The 19,655-nt window shown below is 60.4% G+C and carries 17 protein-coding genes; 8 read left to right on the forward strand and 9 right to left on the reverse strand.

Annotated features, from left to right (window positions below; translation table 11 throughout):
- Positions 1-68: 68 nt before the first annotated feature.
- From alsS to GOB83_RS10815, 8 genes are all read left to right on the forward strand, one after another.
- Positions 69-1,757 (forward strand): acetolactate synthase AlsS, encoded by a 1,689-nt coding sequence (gene alsS, locus GOB83_RS10780; protein WP_165926052.1) that lies wholly within the window; start codon positions 69-71, stop codon positions 1,755-1,757.
- Positions 1,758-1,939: 182 nt separating this feature from the next.
- On the forward strand, positions 1,940-3,433 hold the full coding sequence (locus GOB83_RS10785) for an FAD-linked oxidase C-terminal domain-containing protein (protein WP_086645803.1): 1,494 nt from the start codon (positions 1,940-1,942) through the stop codon (positions 3,431-3,433).
- Positions 3,434-3,454: 21 nt separating this feature from the next.
- On the forward strand, positions 3,455-4,663 hold the full coding sequence (locus GOB83_RS10790) for an FAD-binding protein (RefSeq protein WP_165926053.1): 1,209 nt from the start codon (positions 3,455-3,457) through the stop codon (positions 4,661-4,663).
- Positions 4,664-4,674: 11 nt separating this feature from the next.
- Positions 4,675-6,009: a glycolate oxidase subunit GlcF gene (glcF, locus tag GOB83_RS10795; RefSeq protein WP_165926054.1), complete on the forward strand. Its 1,335-nt coding sequence runs from the start codon at positions 4,675-4,677 to the stop codon at positions 6,007-6,009.
- Positions 6,010-6,107: 98 nt separating this feature from the next.
- Positions 6,108-7,805 carry a thiamine pyrophosphate-binding protein gene (locus GOB83_RS10800; RefSeq protein ID WP_165926055.1) on the forward strand — a complete coding sequence of 566 codons (1,698 nt, stop codon included), beginning with the start codon at positions 6,108-6,110 and terminating at the stop codon, positions 7,803-7,805.
- A gap of 29 nt (positions 7,806-7,834) precedes the next feature.
- Complete coding sequence (locus tag GOB83_RS10805) at positions 7,835-8,578, forward strand: (Fe-S)-binding protein (protein WP_086645807.1); 744 nt, start codon at positions 7,835-7,837, stop codon at positions 8,576-8,578.
- Positions 8,575-9,981, forward strand: coding sequence for a lactate utilization protein B (locus GOB83_RS10810; protein WP_086645808.1), 1,407 nt, complete (start codon positions 8,575-8,577; stop codon positions 9,979-9,981). Before GOB83_RS10805 ends, GOB83_RS10810 begins: the two co-directional genes overlap by 4 nt.
- Positions 9,978-10,571 (forward strand): LutC/YkgG family protein, encoded by a 594-nt coding sequence (locus GOB83_RS10815; RefSeq protein WP_086645809.1) that lies wholly within the window; start codon positions 9,978-9,980, stop codon positions 10,569-10,571. The genes GOB83_RS10810 and GOB83_RS10815 overlap by 4 nt, the downstream gene beginning before the upstream one ends.
- A 105-nt stretch (positions 10,572-10,676) precedes the next feature.
- Here the strand turns inward: GOB83_RS10815 and murA are convergent, their stop codons facing one another.
- The 9 genes from murA to GOB83_RS10860 all read right to left on the reverse strand — a co-directional run.
- Positions 10,677-11,939: a UDP-N-acetylglucosamine 1-carboxyvinyltransferase gene (gene murA / locus GOB83_RS10820; RefSeq protein WP_086645810.1), complete on the reverse strand. Its 1,263-nt coding sequence runs from the start codon at positions 11,937-11,939 to the stop codon at positions 10,677-10,679.
- A 5-nt stretch (positions 11,940-11,944) separates the two neighbouring features.
- A complete protein-coding gene (gene dcd, locus GOB83_RS10825) occupies positions 11,945-12,499 on the reverse strand; it encodes a dCTP deaminase (RefSeq protein ID WP_086645811.1) in 555 nt (184 codons plus the stop codon).
- Positions 12,490-12,714, reverse strand: coding sequence for a hypothetical protein (locus GOB83_RS10830; protein ID WP_086645812.1), 225 nt, complete (start codon positions 12,712-12,714; stop codon positions 12,490-12,492). The genes dcd and GOB83_RS10830 overlap by 10 nt, the downstream gene beginning before the upstream one ends.
- Before the next feature lie 160 nt (positions 12,715-12,874).
- Positions 12,875-14,632, reverse strand: a complete 1,758-nt coding sequence (locus GOB83_RS10835) for a carbohydrate porin (protein ID WP_165926056.1) — start codon at positions 14,630-14,632, stop codon at positions 12,875-12,877.
- Positions 14,633-15,017: 385 nt separating this feature from the next.
- Positions 15,018-15,872, reverse strand: a complete 855-nt coding sequence (gene hpnK / locus GOB83_RS10840; RefSeq protein ID WP_086645814.1) for a hopanoid biosynthesis-associated protein HpnK — start codon at positions 15,870-15,872, stop codon at positions 15,018-15,020.
- 122 nt (positions 15,873-15,994) lie between these two features.
- A complete protein-coding gene (gene hpnJ, locus GOB83_RS10845; protein ID WP_179290143.1) occupies positions 15,995-17,422 on the reverse strand; it encodes a hopanoid biosynthesis associated radical SAM protein HpnJ in 1,428 nt (475 codons plus the stop codon).
- 146 nt (positions 17,423-17,568) lie between these two features.
- Positions 17,569-18,744 carry a bacteriohopanetetrol glucosamine biosynthesis glycosyltransferase HpnI gene (gene hpnI / locus GOB83_RS10850; protein WP_086645816.1) on the reverse strand — a complete coding sequence of 392 codons (1,176 nt, stop codon included), beginning with the start codon at positions 18,742-18,744 and terminating at the stop codon, positions 17,569-17,571.
- Positions 18,745-18,818: 74 nt separating this feature from the next.
- A complete protein-coding gene (locus GOB83_RS10855) occupies positions 18,819-19,472 on the reverse strand; it encodes an ABC transporter substrate-binding protein (RefSeq protein WP_086645817.1) in 654 nt (217 codons plus the stop codon).
- 2 nt (positions 19,473-19,474) lie between these two features.
- The coding region (locus GOB83_RS10860) for a hypothetical protein (RefSeq protein ID WP_165926057.1) at positions 19,475-19,655 on the reverse strand (181 nt) is incomplete at its 5' end.

Genomic DNA, 19,655 nt, shown 5'->3' on the forward strand with positions numbered 1-19,655 from the left:
GAACTGCACGGGGTTGCTGCGCGACTTTTCCTCCCGCAACCCCGCCTGACCTGAGGGTTTTTACAACAATGACCAAAATGGCAGATACCACTGCACAATGCGGTGCGGAGCTTATTGTCAAAAATCTGGAAGCGCATGGCATTACCCATGTGTTTGGTATTCCCGGTGCCAAGGTGGACCGGCTGTTTGACGCGCTGGTTGATTCCTCGATCGAAACCGTTGTGACCCGGCATGAGCAGAATGCCGCCTTTATTGCCGGAGGCCTTGGGCGCATTACCGGCAAGGCCGGGGTGTGCATTGCAACATCTGGCCCCGGTGCTTCCAACTTTATTACCGGGCTGGCCACCGCCAATTCGGAAGGGGACCCCGTTCTGGCCATTGGTGGTGCGGTCAAGCTGGCAGACCGGCTTAAGCTGACACACCAGACCATGGATACGGTCAGCCTGTTCCGCCCCGTAACCAAATACAGCGTGGAACTGACCACCCCCACCGCCATTTCGGAAGTTATGGCCAATGCCTTCCGCTTTGCAGAAAGCGGGCGGCCGGGTGCGGCATTTGTCAGCACGCCCATGGATGTGCTGTCCATGCCTGCCAATGCCCCGGTTCTGGCGGACCGTCTGGCCCCGCGCATGGGGGGCGCTCCAGCAGATGTGGTGGCCGAGGCCGCAACGCTGCTTAAAAAAGCCAAGCGTCCCGTCATGCTTTTGGGCATGCTCGCCAGCCGCCCGGATGTGGCAGATGCCGTGCGCGCTTTTGTCAAACAGACAGGCGTGCCGGTTGTGGGGACGTATCAGGCAGCTGGTGCCGTATCGGAAGAGCTGGTGGACCGCTTTGGCGGGCGTATCGGCCTGTTCCGCAACCAGCACGGGGACCAGCTTCTGCACGAGGCCGATGTGGTGGTGGCCGTGGGCTACAACCCGGTGGAATATGACCCGTGGCTGTGGAACGTGAATGACGCCCGCCAGATTATCAATGTTGATATTGTGGCGGCTGAACTCGACAATGCCTTTGTGCCCGCCATTGAACTGATCGGTGACATTGCCCTGACCCTTGAAGGGCTGGGCGGCAAAGCCGGTGGCCTTGCCCGTGCGCCGGAGCTGGAAGCGGTGCTGGAAGGGTATAAAAAAGCCCGCAGCACTGCGCTGCTTACGGCACGTAGCAGCAGCAACTCCGCCGTGCACCCGCTCCAGATCGTGCGTGAGCTGGAACAGTTTGTAACCCCGGACATGACCCTGTGCCTGGATATGGGAACATTCCATATCTGGCTGGCGCGTTATCTGCTCTCCTTCCGGGCGCGTCAGGTGCTTATCAGCAACGGCCAGCAGACCATGGGGGTGGGCCTGCCGTGGGGGATTGCGGCCAGCCTTGTTAACCCATCGCAAAAAGTTGTTTCAATTTCTGGCGATGGCGGATTCATGATGTCGAGCATGGAGCTGGAAACAGCCGTGCGCCTGAAGTGCAATCTGATCCATATGGTCTGGATTGATCAGGCTTACAACATGGTCGAAATTCAGGAGCAGAAGAAGTACGGCCGTGGCTCCGGCGTGCATTTTGGCCCGATTGATTTTGCAAAATATGCAGAAGCCTGCGGGGCAAAAGGCATTACGGCCACAACGGAAGATGGCGTGCGGCAGGCCCTGCGCGAGGCCATGGATGTGGAAGGTCCGGTGGTTATTGCCGTGCCGGTTGACTACTCGCACAACCACTTGCTCATGCAGCCTCTGGCACAGTTGGGGGAAACCACGGCAGCAGCCTGAACATAGCGCTGCGCTTGACGCAGAACAGGTTCTATTGCTGTCATCCGCTCCATCCGTTTCATTAGCGCGATAATGTTGTTATAACACCACAGCACGGCGCCACTGACGGACGGAGCAAAGGAGGCAGGCAGACTGCCTTTTTTCTTCCATGACGCGGCAACGCAGTATGAAAGAGAACAAGAATGCAGATGCCCGAACCCAACCAGACCATTATAAGCCAGCGTGATGCACTGGCGCAGGGTCTGCGCCAGATTGTGGGAAAAGACTGGGTTATTTCCGACGATGCACAGCGCAGGCCTTACCAGTGCGATGGCATTACCGCCTACATGGCTATGCCGCTGCTGGTCGTGTTGCCGGGGTCTGCGCAGGAAGTGCAGGCTGTTCTGCGTTTCTGCAACGAAAAAGGCGTCAAGATTGTTCCCCGTGGTTCTGGCACATCGCTCTCGGGTGGTGCCCTGCCGCTGGAAGATGGCGTGCTGCTGGTTACGTCCCGCCTGTGCAACGTGCTGGCGGTGGATGAACACAACCGCGTAGCCCGCGTGCAGCCGGGTGTGCCCAATATTAAAATTACCGAGGCCGTCAGCCATCTTGGCCTGTGCTACATGCCTGACCCGTCCAGCCAGTTGATCTCCACCATTGGTGGCAATGTGGCGGAAAATGCCGGGGGCGTGCACTGCCTTAAATACGGTGTGACCGCCAACCATATTCTGGGCATTCAGGCCGTGCTGATGACCGGTGAAATGGTGGAACTGGGCGGTGCCTACCTTGGCGCGGCCGAAGGTGAGCTGGACCTTATGGGGGTGCTGACCGGCTCTGAAGGGCTGTTGGCGGTGGTGACCGAAATTGCCGTGCGGCTGGAGCCCGTGCCCGAAGTTGCACGCGTTATTTCCATGAGCTTCGCGTCCGTGGAGGAAGCGTGCGAATGTGTGGGCGCCATTATTGGCGTGGGTATTATTCCTGCGGGTCTGGAGTTCATGGACCGCAAGGTGCTTGATGCGGTTTCCGTCCTGATCAAGGAAAAATTTGATGACCGCACGGCCGCACTCCTGCTGTGCGAGCTTGATGGCACGGCGGTTGAGGTGGACGCACTGGTTGGTGTGGTCAGCGATGTGGCGCGTGGGCAAGGGGCTATTGAACTCAAGGTCAGCACCACGGAGGAAGAACGCCAGCGCATATGGAGCAGCCGCAAGCTGGCATTTTCCGCCATTGGCAAGCTTTGCCCGGATTATTACTGCACGGACGGCACCATCCCGCGCAACAAGCTGCCCGAGGTGCTGAACAAGATGGCGGACATGTCCAAAAAATACGGGCTGGATTACGCCAACTGCTTCCATGCGGGGGATGGCAACCTGCACCCCATCATCATGTATGATGCCGCCAAACCGGGCGATCTGGAAAAAGCCGAGGAGTTCGGGGCCGATGTGCTGATCGCCTGCGTGGATGCGGGCGGGGTGCTCAGCGGTGAACACGGCATTGGCGTTGAAAAACGTGACCTCATGACCCACCAGTTTACCGAAGTGGATTTGCAGCAGCAGCAGATGGTCAAATGTGCGTTTGACCCCAAGGACCTGCTGAACCCGGGCAAGATGTTCCCCACCCTGTGCCGCTGTGCGGAATTCGGGCGGATGCATGTGCATAACGGTAACCTGCGTTTTGCGGATATTCCGCGTTTCTGATTCTGGTAGGGCATTGCAAGCATGACAGACACACAAACCACTGCATCCATGCGTCCTGCCACAACACAGGACGTTGCAGATATTCTTATGGACGCGGCCAGCCGGGGCGAGCCTCTGGTGGTGCGGGGCAATGGCACCCGTGCCGGGCTGGGTAACCCGGTTGCCGCTACCCGCGTGCTGGAACTGGGCGGGCTGGATCAGATAGATTTTTATGACCCCGATGATCTGGTGATTCGCGCAGGTGTTGGCGCCACGCTGGATGAGGTCGAGCAGGTTCTGGCGCAAAAAGGGCAATACCTGCCGTTCGAACCCCCACGTTATGCCGGGCTGTATGGCACCAATGGCGCGCGCAGCACACTGGGTGGGGCGGTTTCCACCGCCCTGTCTGGCCCGCGCCGGATTCTGACCGGGGCGGCAAGGGACTTTGTTCTGGGCGTGGAAGGCGTGAACGGTCAGGGCGATGTGTTCAAGGCGGGCGGCCGGACCATGAAGAACGTGACCGGCTACGACATCAGCAAACTGGTAACAGGGGCCAACGGTACGCTGGCAGCACTCACAACCGTTACACTCAAGGTGCTGCCCGCCCCACGGGCGGAGGTAACTCTGGTGCTGCCCGCCGCCACACTGGAGGAGGACGTAGCCCTGTTTGCCAGAATGCGCGCCCTTCCGCTGGGGCTTGGCGGGCTGGCCCGCAGGGTCAATGCCTCAGGGCTGTGCGAACTGCTGGTGCGCGTGGAAGGCACAGTGCCCGGCGTTGCGGGCAACCAGCAGGTGCTCAATGGCATGCTGGCCACCCGTGGTGGCATGGTGGTGCTGGAGCAGGAGCAGAGCCGCGCCCTGTGGGCCGGTGTGCGTGAACTGGACTGCCTGAATGCCAAACCGGACGAGCTGGTGTGGCGTGTTAACCTGCCCGCCACAACCATGCCCGCCTTTGTGGAGCAGGCGCGCAGTGCAGGCTGCATCAACCGCTTTTTTGTGGACTGGGCAGGCGGTGTGGTGTTCTCCACCATGCGCGGCGTGCAGCCCGAGGTGGATACCCTGCGTTACCGTAAAATGGCGGAAAAAGCAGGCGCGCGCGCAACCCTGCTGCGTGCGCCCGATGCGGTGCGTGCCCAGTTTGGTGCGTTCCCGCCCGTCAGTGCGGGGGTTGCAGCACTGGCCGCGCGCACCCGCACAGCCTTTGACCCGGCAGGTATTCTCAACCCCGGCCGCATGACCGTTCAGGCATAGGAGACGCCCCAATGCTCAGCCATATTCCCCAGGCCGCGCTGGATGCGGACCCGAACGTGCAGTTGGCCAAGGACATTATTGGCAACTGCGTCCATTGTGGCGTGTGCCTCTCGCGCTGCCCCACATACGCCGTCAAGCATGAGGAAAACGACAGCCCGCGCGGCCGTATTTTCCTTATGAAGGACATGTACGAAAAAGGTGGCGTGCCTGATGCCAAAACGGTCGAACATCTGGACCGCTGCCTGACCTGCCTTGCGTGTGAGGCTATTTGCCCGTCAGGCGTGGAATACTCCAAACTGATCGCCCATGGCCGCGAATATGTGGAGGAGCATTACAAACGCCCGCTCTTCCAGCGTGCCGTGCGCGAACTGCTGGTCCGGCTTATTCCCAATGCCCGCCTGTTCCGCCTTGCCATTTTTGGCGGGCGTCTGGGCCGGCCCTTCCGGGGGCTGTTCTCGGGCACCCTGCGTGCCATGCTGGATATGGTGCCAACCAACCCGTTGCCCGCTCCCAGTCCGGTGGATCGGCCGCAAACATTTTTGCCCGCGCCGCAGGCAGGCAAGGCGGTCAAACCGCGCAAGCGTGTGGCGCTGCTTAACGGCTGCGTGCAGACCGTGCTGGACACAGCCATTAACGAAGCCACAATCCGCCTGCTCCAGCGCCATGGGGTAGAGGTGGTGGTCGCAGCAGGTTCAGGCTGCTGTGGTGCCCCTGCCGAACATATGGGGGACGAGGCGCAGGCCCTGCCACTGGTCAAGGCCAATATTGACGCCTGGCTGCGTGAGGCCGATGGCCCGGACGGGCTGGATGCCATTGTCATCAACACATCCGGCTGTGGCACATCCATCAAGGCCTATGGCCACGCACTCAGGCTGGACCCGCAATGGGCGGACAAGGCCGCGCGCGTGTCCGCCATGGCGCGGGACATTACCGAGTTTATGGTCGAGATCGGGCTGGAAAAACCTGCCACCCCCACGGGGCTGCGGGTGGTGTACCATTCCGCGTGTTCCATGCAGCACGGTCAGCGGATTGTGAATCAGCCCAAGGACCTGCTGCGTGAGGCAGGGTTTACCGTGCTGGACGTGCCCGAGGGCTACCTGTGCTGTGGGTCTGCTGGCACCTACAACCTGCTCCAGCCAGACATCGCCAATGAGCTGAAGGAGCGCAAGCTGCGCAACATCCGCTCCGTACATGCCCAGATTGCCGCCAGCGGCAACATCGGGTGCATGACCCAGCTTGCAGGGGAGGCCGGGCTGCCGTTTGTGCACACGGTGGAACTGCTGGACTGGGCCACTGGCGGGCCGGAACCCGTAGCCCTTAAAGGGCAGAAACTGGCGGCGGAGTAGCCAGCACAGGGCCGCGCCGCACACGGTGTGGCCCGTAGCGGGCTGGATAACGGCGGACACAGGTGCAAGGCGCGCAACAGCGCAGGGGAGCATAAGGCATGTCAGGCATAACAGGGGTGGATACAGCCGGAGGGCAACTGCGCCGTGGGGCTGCCGTATTGCTGGAGGTGTTGCGGAGCGAGGGGGTTGATTACATTTTTGGCAACCCCGGCACCACCGAACTCCCGCTGATAGACGCGCTGCTGGAAATACCCGACGTGCATTACGTACTGGGTCTGCAGGAGGCCAGCGTTGTGGCCATGGCCGATGGCTATGCGCAGGCTGCCCGCAAGCCGGGTTTTTTAAACCTGCATACGGCGGGCGGGCTGGGGCATGGGCTGGGGAACCTGCTAAACGCCAGTGTCTCGCAAACGCCGCTGGTGGTGACTGCGGGGCAGCAGGATTCGCGCCATACCATTTCCGACCCGCTACTGTTCGGGGATCTGGTGCAGATTGCCCGCCCCGCCGTTAAATGGGCGCAGGAAGTCGCCCATGCGGACCAGTTGCCCGTGTTGTTGCGCCGTGCCTTCCATGATTCCACGGCAGCCCCCGCCGGGCCTGTGTTCCTCTCGCTTCCCATGGACGTCATGGAGGAGCTGAGTGCGGTGGATATTGGTGCGCCATCGCAGATCAACCGGCAGGCTGTGGCCGGTGGCCTGCCCGAGCTGGCCCGTGCACTGGCGGGCATAGCACCGGGGCGGCTGGCCATTATTGCGGGGGACGAGGTGTACGGCTCCGATGCGGCAGCCGAGGTCGCCGCCGTGGCCCAGTGCCTGGGTGCGCCGGTTTATGGGTCTTCCTGGCCGTCGCGCATTCCCTTTGCCACAGCACACCCGTTGTGGTGCGGCAACCTGCCCACACAGGCAACCGCCATTGCGCAGACACTGGGCGCGTATGACGCCATTTTTGCCCTTGGTGGCAAATCGCTCATTACCATTCTCTACACCGAAGGCCCGGCCCTGCCGCCAAGCTGTGCGGTGTATCAGATGTCGTCCGATGTAAGGGACCTTGGGCGCACGTTCTGGACCCCGCTCTCGGTCGTGGGGGATGTGCGGGCGTCGCTTCAGGCCCTGCTGCCAGAGTTGCAGGTGCTCACACAGGGCAGAGCCGCGGCCTACCACGCGGCGGGCGAGCATGTGGCCGCCCAGCGCATGCAGCATAAGGCGCAGGCCAGACAGGCCATGCAGGCCCACCGTAGCGATGCGGTCATCCACCCCAGCGTTGCCGCGTGGGAAGTGGTGCGCGCCGTGGGGCCGGATATTGCCATTGTGGATGAGGCCATAGCCACATCCTCCGATGTGCGTCTGTTTTTGGAAAGTGCGTGGTCTGCGCAGTATTCGTTCCTGCGTGGCGGTGCGCTGGGCTGGGGCATGCCCGCAGCGGTTGGGGCCTCACTCGGCCTTGGGCGCGAGCGTGTGGTCTCCCTTGTGGGGGATGGGGCGGCCCTGTATTCGCCACAGGCATTGTGGACCGCGGCACATGAAAAGCTGCCCGTTACTTTTGTGGTCATGAATAATCAGGAGTACAACGTGCTCAAGAATTTCATGCGGCAGCAGAAAGATTATATTTCCGCGCGGGAGGGCACATATCCGGCCATGGATATTGTTAACCCGAGCATAGACTATCAGGCGCTCGCCCGTTCCATGGGGGTGCCCTCCACCAAAGTGACACGGGCGGCAGATATTGCCCCCGCACTGGAGGCCGCCTTGGCGACTGATGGCCCATCGTTAGTGGAAATTGTGATTGCAGCGAGCTGAGGAGGCTCGTTTCTTTACCGGGGGTGCGTATGAAAATCGGGTTGTTTATTCCCTGTTATATAGACGCGTTTTATCCAAACGCGGGGATTGCCACACTGGAACTGCTGGAAAAGCTGGGGCAGGACGTGGAATACCCAATGAACCAGACCTGCTGTGGCCAGCCCATGGCCAATTCGGGCTGCAACAAGGATGCGGCTGCGGCAGAGGCACTGTTTGTTAAAAACTTTGCCAAGTATGATGCCATTGTCATGCCGTCCGGCAGTTGCACGCACCATGTGCGCGATAATTTTGACGCCATCGAGCAGACCGATGACGTGCGCCATGTGCGTGAAAACACGTTTGAGCTGGTCGAGTTTTTGCACGATGTGCTCAAGGTGCAGGACTTCCCCTGGGCGGAGTTCCCGCACAAGGTGGGGCTGCACAACAGCTGCGGCACCCTGCGCGCCCTGCGCACGGCCAGCATGTCCGAACTGGGCGAGCCGTTCTTTTCCAAACCCATGGACCTGCTGGGCAAGGTCAAGGGTATTTCCTTTGCTACACCCAAACGGCCTGATGAATGCTGCGGTTTTGGTGGCACCTTCTCGGTTACGGAGGAGGCTGTTTCGGCCAAAATGGGCACGGACAAGGTGCGGGACCACCATCAGGCAGGGGCTGAGTATATTGTCTCGGCCGATACGTCCTGCATGATGCACCAGCAAGGGTGTGCGGAGCGGGCCGGTGTTCCCATCCGCTTCATTCATATTGCTGAAATTCTGAATGGAGCGCGGGAATGAAAGTCAAACCTGTCAACCACGCCAAGGCGGCGGAAGCGTTTATCGAAGATACCGCCCACATGGATTTCCATGACGAACGGCTGTGGGACCTGCGGCAAAAGCGTGATGGGCAGATGCACATTCTGCCCGAATGGCAGGAACTGCGCGCACGTGCATCCGCCATCAAGGAGCACACGCTGGCCAACCTGCCAGAATACCTTGAACAGTTTGAGGCCAACGCCAAAAAGAACGGTATTCATGTGCACTGGGCAGCCGATGGCGCGGAACATAACCGCATCGTTGGCGAAATTCTGGAAAAGCACGGCGCCAAATCGCTCATCAAGAGCAAATCCATGGTGACCGAAGAATGCTGCATGCGCGAGTATCTGGAACCACGCGGCGTTGTGGTGACGGAAACTGACCTTGGGGAGCGCATCCAGCAGCTGGATAACCAGATGCCCAGCCACATTGTGGTGCCAGCCGTGCATAAGCTGATCCCCGATGTCGCCAAGATTTTTGCCGAGCACTATCACACGGACCCCAACGACAACAGCGCGCAGTCCCTTGCATGGCAGCAGCGGCTGGCTGCCCGCCCGGTTATTCTGTCTGCCGATGCGGGTATGACCGGTGGCAACTTTGTGGTGGCCGAAACAGGCTCCTTTGTGGTCTGCACCAACGAAGGCAATGCCGACCTGAGCGCGACTGTACCGGGCCTGCACATTGCCACGATCGGGATCGAACGGCTGGTGCCGCGTATGGCGGATATGGGTGTGTTTATCCGCCTGCTTTCACGCTCGGCCCTTGGTTCGCCCATTACGCAGTACACAACGCATTTCCGTGGCCCGCAAAAAGGGAGCGAGATGCATGTGGTGCTGGTGGATAACGGGCGTTCGCACCGTTTGGGCATGGAGGACTTCTGGACCTCGCTCAAATGTATCCGCTGTGGCGCATGTATGAATACCTGCCCGGTTTATCGCCGTTCGGGTGGCCTGTCCTATGGTGCGGTATATTCCGGCCCCATTGGCGCGATTATTGACCCCACCTTTAACGAGCGCAAATACAGCACGCTGCCTTTTGCCTCGACCATGAACGGGAGCTGCACCAATGTGTGCCCGGTCAAGATCAACATTCACGAACAGCTCTACAAATGGCGGCGTGTTCTGGCCGAACACCACGAGCTGCCGTTTGTAAAGCGTGAGGTCATGCACATGGCGGGCAAGCTTATGGGGCAGCCCACCCTGTACCGTGCCGCCATTAACGGGACCGAGGTCGCGCTCAGCACCATGCCGCGCTTTGTGCTGTATAACTGGCTTAACCCGTGGGGCAAGCACCGCGAACTGCCGCACCCGGTCAAGCAGACCTTCCATAGCTGGTACAAGCAGAACCGCCTGAAAACCAAAAAGAAGGAAGGGGAAAGCGCATGAGCACCTCGCGCGATGCCATTCTGACCCGCCTGCGCGATAACAGGCCAGACCCCAAGGCCCACCCGCTCCCCCCCGTTGCACGTCTGGGGGATATGGATAACGGGCAGGCCCGGTTTGAAAACAGCCTCCAGATTCTGGGCGGGCAGGTGCTGGAACGGCAGGAGGGGGACACACTGGCCACCGCCATTGCCCGCCGCTTCCCCGATTCCAAGGTTATCTGCTCCGCCGTGCCGGATTTTGAAGGTACGATCCGCATAGAAGAGCTGGGCACACCCCAGCAGGCGGCCTCGGTGGATGTGCTGGTTGTGCGCTCCCCCTTCGGCATTGCGGAAATGGGTTCGATCTACCTGAGCGAAGCCCAGTTGCAGGACCTGAACTCTGCCGCCCATCTGACCCAGCATATTGTGGTGATCCTGTCGGCCAAAAACCTGACCGCCAACATGCATACGGCCTATATGGACCGCCCCGAGTTCCACACCGCCAATTATGGTGTGCTCATGAGCGGGCCATCCGCCACGGCGGATATTCAGGGTGTGCTGATCCGCGGTGCGCAGGGCGTGCGTACTCTGAGCGTGTGGTGGGAAGACTGAGCCTTGTCCCCCCATTCCGCCTGAAGGCGGGATACGCATAAAAAAAGCCGGAGCAGTTTATGCTGCTCCGGCTTTTTTGCGCTCGGGTCGAGGGTTAACGGGCGTTTAGTCCCGCACGCGCTCAATCAGTGCGCCACATTTGGCCAGTTTGCGTTCCACCGCCTCATACCCCCGGTCAAGGTGGTACACGCGGCTCAGAATGGTCTCTCCATGGGCGGCAAGCCCTGCGAGAATGAGCGAGAACGAGGCCCGCAGGTCGGTCGCCATAACCGGTGCGCCAGACAGGCTGTGCACCCCACGGATAATGGCGGAAGAACCATGGACGTTAATGCGCGCACCCATGCGGTTGAGCTCGGGCACATGCATGAACCGGTTTTCAAAAATGGTCTCGGTAATCATGGAGGCCCCCTCGGCAACCGAGAGCAGGGCCATGAACTGGGCCTGCATATCGGTCGGGAATCCGGGGTAAGGCTCGGTCATGATGTCGATTCCGCGCAGCGCTCCGGTGCGGCGCACGCGCATGGTGTCCCCATCCTGCGTGACTTCGGTCCCGCATTCCTCCAATGCTCGCACAACAGCGCCCAGATGGTCCATCTGCCCGCCTACCAGCCGCAGGTCCCCACCTGTAATGGCGGCGGCACAGGCATAGGTGCCGCATTCAATACGGTCGGGCATAATGCGGTGTTCGGCACCATGCAGGGCTTCCACGCCATCAATTAAAATGGCGGAACTGCCCGCACCCGTAATGCGGGCGCCCATGGCGTTCAGGCAGTTGGCCAGATCCACCATTTCCGGCTCACGCGCAGCGTTAATGATTTCGGTTTTGCCCTGAGCAAGCGTTGCCGCCATCATCAGGTTTTCAGTCGCCCCAACCGAGGCAAAAGGCAGAATAATGCGGTCGCCAACAAGTCCCTTGGGAGCACGGGCGTTAATATAGCCGTTTTCCAGCGTAATTTCCGCACCCAGTGTTTCCAGCCCTTTAAGGTGGAGGTCCACCGGGCGGGTGCCAATGGCGCACCCACCGGGGAGGGACACGCGCGCCTCCCGGCAGCGGGCCAGTAGCGGGCCAAGCACCAGAATGGAGGCCCGCATTTTGGAAACAATGTCATACGGGGCTTCGGTATTGGTAATATCCCCCCCGACCGACAGGGTGGAGCCATCGCCCGTAACATCATGCACTTCCAGCCCGTGCTGCTCCAGCAGGGCGCGCATGGTGGCAATGTCGGCAATATGGGGGACGTTGGACAGCACCAGCCGTTCGGAGGTCAGCAGCCCCGCCACCAGCAGCTTGAGGCCCGCATTCTTGGCCCCGCCAATGGTAATTTCGCCGTGCAGGGGGCGGCCGCCGCGGATAACAAAATGATCCATGGTTTTTACATCCGGGGCGTGGCAACGCCACGCTGGCCCATATATTTGCCCGCACGGTCCGCGTAGCTGGTCTCGCACGGGGAATCGCCCTTGAAGAACAGGAACTGGCAAATCCCCTCATTGGCGTAAATGCGCGCGGGCAGGGGGGTGGTGTTGCTGATCTCGATCGTGACCTGCCCTTCCCATTCCGGTTCAAGCGGGGTCACGTTTACAATAATGCCGCACCGCGCGTAGGTGGACTTGCCAAGGCAGACCACCAGCACATCCCGCGGGATACGGAAGTATTCAATGGTATGGGCCAGCACAAAGCTGTTGGGCGGAATAATGCATTCATCCGCCTTGCGGGACACAAAACCTTCGGGGCTGAAGTTTTTGGGGTCCACAATGGCGTTGTTCACATCCGTAAAAATACGGAAATCATCGGCCACGCGGGCATCATACCCGTAGGAGGACAGACCGTAGGAAATAACGCCTTCGCGCTTCTGGCTTTCCACAAACGGTTCGATCATGCCGTGATCGTGCGCCATCTGGCGGATCCATGTATCGGGCATCACGGGCATGTCTTGCTCTCTCCATTACCGGGGGGCTGTGTGGTGGCGGGGGATGGCTCCTCCGCCGTGTTATGGTCCTGTCTGGTCCGGGCCTGATCCTTGCGGCGGCGCAGGTTGGCGCGCAGTGCCGCGGCCTGGCGGGCAAGCCGCTCGGCGCGGGCCGCCTCCGCTCTGGCGGAAAGGGTCTGTCCGGAAGATTGGGTTTTGTCGGGCGTGTCAGTCATGCCAGATGCAGCAAGGCCAGTCGCGTACGGGTTAAACGTTCGCCTTGCTGACTAGCAGACGTACCGCGCCATGCCTAGAGCCTGCCACAGGGGCGGGCGGCCTTTGTGCTGTTTTATGCGTGCCTGCCGGTGCAGTGGGCGCACCGGCAGGGGGTAGTTTTTACAGGTTGGCAATAACCTTAAGCCCAATCAGGGCCGCATTGGGGATGTGGTGTGTTTCGCCCGGGTGGATCAGATACTGGAACTCAGGCTGGACCAGCACGCCATGTGTGGCGTCAATCCCGTAATACGCTTCGACCAGTTCGGAATCATTCTGGATTCCGCGAATGGTTGATCCGAGTGAGTACCCGCCATCCACGGCCAGAATTTCGCTCTCCCGGCGGCGGCGGCTGACCTTGTACCACGAATACAGCACACCAAAACGGTCTGTCAGGCGGGTGGGGATCAGCCCTACAAACGACAGGCCGCCATAAGCCTGGTCCGATATGTTGACCACATGCGGGGTGGCATGCACGTAACCTGCCATCAGGTAGCCACCGGCCATCTGGTTACGCCCGCCAAGGCGGTAGATCATCTGGTCTGCCTCCAGCCACATGGCATCGGAGGGGGCGGAGCGTGTGCCGGGCAGGGTGTCGGCAATGCGCTTGGGCAGGACCGAGCCAATCTTGTCCGCATACCGGGTGGTGTCGTGCTCATACCCCAGCACGTAGTGCCCGGGCAGGCGGTTGCGGGTCAGGAACGGTGCCCAGGTGAACTCGATCGGCAGGGACAGGCCCGTTGCGTTCTCGGACCCCCATGCCCAGCCCGAGGGGTTCTCGCTCAGGGTGCTTACGGAGTAAGCGCCAACCTGTATGGCCGTATCCCGCGTGGGGCGGAAGCGTGCGCGCGCACCCCATGTGGCTTTTGGGTACACGCTCATGCCCGGTAGCTGCTTGATGGCCACAGGAGCCGAGCAGGTGACCATGAAGGAGCACAGCAGCGGAGATGTCGCGAACACATGGGTGAGCGACATACGGCCGAAAATGATGTCCAGCTTGTTGTTGAGCATCTTTTTCTCGGCGTACATGTCCACCAGATGCGCCGCGACGTTGCCCGAGAGCGTGTACACTTCCTGCAAGGCCACATAGTATTCGCCTGCGCGTACGTTCTGCGCGGCACGGCCTGCACGTTCCATAACCAGTCCATGCACGGACCAGCCGTTAAGTGCCGAGTTCATGCGGCCCAGATCAAACGTGGTCTGCAAGGTCAGCTCATGCACGTAGCTGATGCCTTTCTGGCCGGGTAACCCGCCAGATGCCAGCCCCATGGCTTCTCCCTTGTAGGAGAAGGAGAACGAAAACCCCTTGTCCCTCAGCCGGTCGCGGAAGGGCATCAGCTGCGGAATAAGGTGCCCCGTACCGGCTGTGGGCACGTAGTAAGGGTCTGGCAGGTCGTAATCACGCTGGGCGTCCCAGCTTGCGGGCAGCAGGGCGGAGGGGCCTTCCCCATTGATCAGGGAGTCCAGTTCGATCTGGTGCAGCGAGTGGGGTGTTTCCGATGGCATGATCGGCATCACGCTCAAAGGTGCCAGACCGGGGGACGGCAGAATGGGCACCCCGCTTGGCGGAATGGGCGTGTTGGGCGGACGGCGGATGGCGCTCAGGTCCGGGCCAATGGTTTCCGCATCCAACGGGCGCAGGGACTGCGCAGGCAGGGCATGGACCTTGCTGCCGGGGTTGATGATGGTGTCGGAAATAGGCGCCACACTTGGCTGGGCCGTAAGGGCGGAGGCATGGGTGGTCTGGGCCTGTGCCACGCCAGAACCAAAAGGCGCATGCCACACAGAGGCCAGCGCAATGGCGCAGGCGGCAGTTGTGCGGGTGTGTTTTGGCCCGTGTTCGGGGGTGTCGGGGCGCTGGGTGCGGTGTATTTTTGGCATTGTTATTCCGCTTCCTCTCGCTCTTGCTGGAGGGAGTTGTCTTATGCGTGCAGGGGTTTGTTTAAGGGAGCGTGCTGCTGGGCCTGCTGTTCAGGCCGTGCGTACAACCCCATGAACCGGCAGGGCATGGGCGTAACGCCACAGCGCGCGAGGCTGGGCGGCATAAGAGCGGAGGCGGATATTCCGCCGGGCAGAATGTGCGACCATGTGACAGACCGTTATTGTTTTTGTTGTTGTCGGTCTGCCATCAGGAGCATGAACGGAAATGTCCGGTCAAGGGTGGTTTTGAAACATTATTACCCAAAACCAAACAAAATAGGTTTTTTAGTAAAAACGGAGTGCAAATTTTTGTTATAACGATAAATTTGCAACATACGCGCAGCAGCTATGCTCCACGGGCGATGTCCTGCCAGCCGCAAAGCTGTGCCCCCGCCTGCTCCAGCCCCTTGCGAAAGCCCGGAGAGCAGAGTGCCTTGAACTCGGCCTCATGCTCGTATGTGGGCATCAGCTCTGCGAGCATGGTGTTCTTGTGGGTGGCGGGGTGGAAATAGATCTCGGACACACCATCAGGCAGGTGGGCTGCCAGAGCGGCCATGCGCTCGGTGGTCATGTGCCCGCTCCAGGCCAGGCCAAAGCACCAGTCATTCGTGGCCATGCCCGCAGCATGGGCCTGATGGCGCAGCAGGGCGGTCCAGCGGCGCAGGGCGGCATCGCCCAGCGTGTCGGTATAGGTGCCTGCGGCATACAGGGGGCGGGGTGGCTCCAGAGGTACCCGCACGGCATTCAGCCCGTAGCCTTTGCCTATGCCAATCATCATTTTGCCTACGGTGGGGTGCAGGTGCATGTGCTTGTGGGCGTTGGCGTGGTCCAGCGGCAGGCCCGTGCGGCTGAAGGCTTCAAACTGGGCGGTAATTTCCGCCTCCAGTTCCCGCCGTCCTTCGGGGCGGAAAAAGTAGTCCACTCCAAGCCCGAGCTGGGAGGAGGAGAACCAGCCATTATCGCGTGTAATCAGCGGCAGGCGGCTGTGGGGCAGAACCGATGGTCCTTCAATAACCACCAGATGCAGGCCAACATTAAGGGAGGGCAGGCGTTTGGCCCGTTCCACGGCATCCTGTGCAGCAGGGCCGGATACCATAAGACTGGCAGTTGAGAGAACGCCGTTGATGTGGGCCTGTTCAATGGCCTCGTTCACTTCAACCGACATGCCGAAATCATCGGCGGAAATAATGGCGCGTTTCATGGTTCTGGCAGCCCTTTGTAACCTTTGCCTGTGTCTAACACTGGCAGGTGGGGGCTGTCATGGCTGTTCTGGGTGGGGGACTTATGCGCCATTCCCCACCCAGTGCCATGAGTTATGCCAGATCAGGCAGCCTTGCGGCCTTTAAGGAACTGGAAGAACTCCACACCTTCGCGCAGGCGACGCTTCATCATCTGGGGCGAACGCACCATTTCACCCACGATGGAGGCAATCTTGGGAGCGCGGAAGTAGAACTTCTTGTAGAACTCTTCCACGCTGTTGAAGATTTCGGTGTGCGACAGGTGGGGGTAGTGCAGCGGTGCAATCTGCACGCCGTTGTCGTCGAGCAGTTCTGCGTTGCTTTCGTCCAGCCAGCCGTTTTCCGTGGCTTCCTTGAACAGGGCCGTGCCAGGGTACGGTGCGGCAAGGGAAACCTGCAGCGTGTGCGGGTTGATTTCCTGCGCGAAGCGAATGGTTTCCTGAATGGTTTCCTTCGTTTCGCCCGGCAGACCCAGAATGAAGGTGCCGTGGATCTTGATCCCCAGTTCGTGGCAGTTCTTGGTGAACTCACGCGCCACTTCAACGCGCATACCTTTTTTGATGTTGTGCAGGATCTGCTGGTTGCCGCTTTCGTAGCCGACCAGCAGCAGGCGCAGGCCGTTGTCACGCAGGACCTTGAGCGTGTCGTAGGGCACGTTGGCCTTGGCGTTGCACGACCAGGTTACACCCAGCTTGCCCAGTTCGCGCGCAATGGCTTCGGCACGGGGCAGGTCGTCGGTGAAGGTGTCATCATCAAAGAAGAACTCCTTAACCTGCGGGAAGTACTGCATGGCCAGACGGATTTCGGCTGCCACATGCTGCGGGCTGCGGGTGCGGTAGCGGTGGCCACCCACGGTCTGCGGCCACAGGCAGAAGGTGCAGCGAGATTTGCAGCCACGGCCCGTGTAGATGGAAAGGTACGGGTGCATGAGGTAGCCGATGAAGTAATCTTCAATCCGCAGGTCACGCTTGTACACTTCGGTCACGAAGGGCAGGGCGTCCATGTCTTCGATCATGGCGCGGTCGCGGTTGGCAATAATTTCGCCATCCTTGTTGCGCCAGGTAATGCCGTCCACGTCCTTGAAGTCCATGCCATCGGCAATGTCCTTGATCGTGTAATCAAATTCATTGCGGGCAACAAAGTCGATGGGCGCACCCTTGAGCAGGCTTTCTTCCGGCTGAACGGCCACCTTGGCGCCAACCATGCCAATCTTCAGGTTCGGGTTAACGTCCTTGAGCATCTGGGCCACCTGCACGTCCTTGGCAAAGGACGGGGTGGAGGTGTGCAGCACCACCAGATCGCGGTTTTTCACGTCTTCCAGAATGGGCTCCATGCCCATGTTGGCGGGGGGAGCGTCAATCAGGCGGCTGCCGGGAACCAGAGCAGCAGGCTGGGCCAGCCATGTCGGATACCAGAAAGATTTAATTTCACGGCGGGCCTGATAGCGCGAGCCTGCGCCGCCATCAAAACCATCAAAAGTTGGCGGCTGGAGAAAAAGGGTTCTCATCGTCATCGGTTTCTATCCTGACAAGGGCGTAGAACGGTGGGGTCCAACAGTAAGCTCCGGCATAAATGCTGGCTCAAGGACTTCCGTATCTGCATTTGGTTTAGGCAAATACTCTGGCGTATAGGAAGAAGGCAAGTCTTTGCATGCGTTCACTAGGGTCCGGGGGAGAGAGTCCTCACGGGTGTTGGTGCGGTATTGGGGTGGGGGGCAATGTGCATGGTCTGGCCCCGCCAGTGGACTTCTGTCCCGCTGGCACTCCCCACCATAATGGCGGCAGACAGCCAGTCCCGCAGGGGAAGCAGCAAAAGAGGCCACAGCGCGCGGGCGCCCACGGCGCGGTCAATCAGCAGCGAAGTAACTCCGCGCATGGCCCATATGCCCCAGAAGAATGGCAAACTCCATGCCGCGTGTGGCTGAAAAAGCACAACCAGCGTCGCCCAGAACAGGGGGAGCTGGATGGAGGAGGCCGCATACCCTGCTGGCGCCAGCGTGCACACCGTGCGGCCCCAGCGCAGTTCGTGCCGCAGCAGTTCACCAAAGCTGGATTCGGCAATGGTGGTCCACGTCATGCATTCGGCAATGGCAATGTTCATGCCAGCCTGCCGTACCAGCCTGCCAAGCAGGGCATCATCGGCCACATGGGGTAAAAGGGCTTCCAGCCCGCCAATGTCATCCAGTGTCTGGCGGCGCAGCGCCATGGTGGCGCCCAGGCAGTCCTGCCGCCCCAGATAGCGCGAGAGCATGACACCGGGCAGAAAATTATGGTTGATCTGGCAGGCCGCCAGCATCTGCACAAGGGAACCACTTGCCGGCAGACCCGCGTACAGGGTGGTGACCAGTCCTGTATTGGGCTGGTGCAGGGCCGATACAATGTGTTGCAGGTAATCGGGCCGTACATGGATGTCGGAATCGGAAATAACCAGAATATCGTGCCGCGCCTTGGGCAGAATATTCATCAGGTTACTGATCTTGCGGTTCAGCCCATGCAGGGCGGGGTCCACCACAAGTTCCATGTCCAGCGAAGGATGGCGTTCCTGCAGGCGGCGTACAACGGCAATGGCGGGGTCATCCGCATCGCGCACGCCAAACAGGATCTGCATATGGGGGTAATCCTGCGTACAAAAGCTCTCCAGAGCTTCTTCCAGCAGGGGTTCGGAGCCGTACAGGGGTTTGAGCACGGTTACCGGCGGGGGGCTGCCCAGCACAACAGGCTGCCGCTCATTGCGGCGGAAACGTGCCAGCAATCCAGCCCCCAGAGAGGACTGGATACAGCCAGTAACAGAAAGAAGCGCGCTGGCAGCAGCCAGAAGAGGAAAAACCGCTACCATGCCCCGACCATCATGCGCCCCATAATGGGGGAGTGTGTCTGTTTGCGTTGCCGCACGCGCCTGTTCCTGTTCCCTTAGTCTTTGGCGTAGGCCTGAGCCTTGCGCTCAAGAACGCTGATAAGGCCAGAAACGCCACCCGAGGTCAGCGTGGAGCTGAAGTCCGAACGCTGGGCCGCAGCCTGGCTGATGCGGGCATCGCTGAGCAGCACGTCCACAATTTTCCATGACCCGCTGGCATTGTTCATGATGTAGCTGATCTCGGTCGGGGTGGAGCCATCGCTCGCACCAAGGTCGGTAACCACCAGCTTGTTGCCGCCAACGGCCGTGTCGGTCACGGTGGGCTGGATGGTGAACTTGATGTCCGCACCCGGCTTGAAGTTGCTCACGTAGCGCGAGACGGTATAGGCCTTGAATGCGGCCAGAAGCTTCTGCTTTTCGTCTGCATTCAGCCCGTTATAGCGCAGGCCGATGGAGGCTTTGAGCACGGCTTCCAGATCATAGGACTTGTCCACTGCTGTGGCCACGATCTGGCTGCGCTCGGCAAAGCTGCCGTGGGACTGCACGATCTGGTCCAGCGCTGTGTACAGCGTTTGCACGGGGGCAATCACTGCACTGGACGGGGCGGACTGGGCAAACGCAGCCGGGGCGGATACGCCAGCCCCAGCTACGGGAAGAAGCGCCATGCTCATGCCAAGCACGAGCCCTGCGCGGAAGGAAATACGTTTCATGCTTACGATTTTGTCCCGGTTGCACGGTTTGACAAGGTTGCTTCGAGCATGTCTCCGATGCCCGTAGCGCTCACACCCAGTGCGTTAAGGGCGGTAGCGACGATGTGGGGTGCGGAGAGCCCGGCCTCGTCATACTGCGCGTCCTGCGTGTTGTGGTCGATAAAGCGGTCGGGCAGGGTCATG

It is taken from the genome of Acetobacter fabarum (assembly GCF_011516925.1).
Classification (GTDB): domain Bacteria; phylum Pseudomonadota; class Alphaproteobacteria; order Acetobacterales; family Acetobacteraceae; genus Acetobacter; species Acetobacter fabarum.